The following is a 2317-nucleotide window of genomic DNA, read 5'->3' as shown; positions in this document are numbered from 1 at the left end:
CCCTTGGGACCTACTCCAGCCCCAGGATGCGACGAGCCGACATCGAGGTGCCAAACCATCCCGTCGATATGGACTCTTGGGGAAGATCAGCCTGTTATCCCCGGGGTACCTTTTATCCGTTGAGCGACACCACATCCACAAGTAGGTGCCGGATCACTAGTCCCGACTTTCGTCCCTGCTCGACTTGTAAGTCTCGCAGTCAAGCTCCCTTGTGCACTTACACTCTAAACACCTGATTGCCAACCAGGCTGAGGGAACCTTTGGGCGCCTCCGTTACATTTTGGGAGGCAACCGCCCCAGTTAAACTACCCACCAGGCACTGTCCCCAACCCAGATCATGGGCCAAGGTTAGATATCCACTACGGTCAGAGTGGTATTTCAACAACGACTCCACACACACTGGCGTGCATGCTTCAACGTCTCCCACCTATCCTACACAAACCGCACCGAATGCCAATACCAAGCTATAGTGAAGGTCCCGGGGTCTTTTCGTCCTGCCGCGCGAAACGAGCATCTTTACTCGTACTGCAATTTCACCGGGCCTGTGGTTGAGACAGCAGGGGAGTCGTTACGCCATTCGTGCAGGTCGGAACTTACCCGACAAGGAATTTCGCTACCTTAGGATGGTTATAGTTACCACCGCCGTTTACTGGGGCTTAAATTCTCCGCTTCGACCCACAAAGGGGTCTAACAGGTCCTCTTAACCTTCCAGCACCGGGCAGGCGTCAGTCCGTATACATCAACTTAACCGTCTTCGCACGGACCTGTGTTTTTGATAAACAGTCGCTCCCCTCTCTTCTCTGCGACCCACACCAGCAACACAATCGTATGACCGGTAACCAGTGCAGGTCCCCCTTCTCCCGAAGTTACGGGGGCATTTTGCCGAGTTCCTTAACCACAGTTCACCCGCTCGCCTTAGTATTTTCTACCTGACCACCTGTGTCGGTTATGGGTACGGGCCGTACATGCACATCGCTAGAGGCTTTTCTCGGCAGTCCAGGATCACCAACATCACCCAACATGGGCTACGCATCACGCCTCACACTTGTGACACCCGGATTTGACCATGGTGTCGTGCCACACGCTTGCACCGCAATCCAATAAGCGGCTCGGCTACCTCACTGCGTCACCCCATCACTGACCTACAACGGATCAGGCCCCACGCATCACCACCAACCAACCACTTCGAAAAGTGGCAACGGCCAGCGGGTCAGGGTGGTTAGTATCACCGCTTCGATACTGGGCGCGCACATACGGGTACGGGAATATCAACCCGTTAACCATCGACTACGCCTGTCGGCCTCGCCTTAGGACCCGACTCACCCTGGGAAGACGAACTTGACCCAGGAACCCTTAGTCATCCGGCGGGCAAGATTCTCACTTGCCATTCGTTACTCATGCCTGCATTCTCACTCGCATGCAGTCCACCGCTCCTTCCAGTACGGCTTCACCCCACACACGACGCTCCCCTACCCAAGTCCAAAGGACTTGCCGCGGCTTCGGCGGTGTGCTTGAGCCCCACTACATTGTCGGCGCGGAACCACTCGACCAGTGAGCTATTACGCACTCTTTCAAGGATGGCTGCTTCTAAGCCAACCTCCTGGCTGTCTTCGCGATCCCACATCCTTTTCCACTTAGCACACCCTTAGGGGCCTTAACCGGCGATCTGGGCTGTTTCCCTCTCGACTATGAAGCTTATCCCCCACAGTCTCACTGCAATGCACCACTTCACCGGTATTCGGAGTTTGGCTGACGTCGCTAAGATGATAGTCCCGCTCAACCAACCAGTAGCTCTACCTCCGGCAAGCTCACATCACGCTGCACCTAAATGCATTTCGGGGAGAACCAGCTATCACGGAGTTTGATTGGCCTTTCACCCCTACCCACAGCTCATCCCCTCAGTTTTCAACCTAAGTGGGTTCGCGCCTCCACAACCTCTTACAGCTGCTTCACACTGGCCATGGGTAGATCACCCCGCTTCGGGTCCAGGACATGCCACTTGCCACCCTATTCGGATTCGCTTTCGCTACGACTACCCCACAAAAACGGGTTAACCTCGCGACATGCCGCTGACTCGCAGGCTCATTCTTCAAAAGGCACGCCATCACACACAAAAGATGCTCTGACGGATTGTAAGCGCATGGTTTCAGGAACTCTTTCACTCCCCTCCCGGGGTACTTTTCACCATTCCCTCACGGTACTATCCACTATCGGTCACACTGAGTATTTAGGCTTACCGGGTGGTCCCGGCAGATTCACAGCAGATTCCACGAGCCCGCTGCTACTCGGGGAAAAAACACAAACAACACAACCACAC

Annotated in this window: 1 rRNA gene; it reads right to left on the bottom strand. The window is 54.9% G+C overall.

Annotation, left to right across the window (positions count from 1 at the left end):
• A 23S ribosomal RNA gene (locus HMPREF2791_RS01130) occupies window positions 1-2317 on the bottom strand; the annotation flags it as partial.

This window comes from Corynebacterium sp. HMSC034A01 (assembly GCF_001838175.1).
GTDB lineage: Bacteria > Actinomycetota > Actinomycetes > Mycobacteriales > Mycobacteriaceae > Corynebacterium.
Note: the sequence above shows the minus strand (reverse complement) of the source record. Positions and strands in the feature narration are given on the sequence as shown.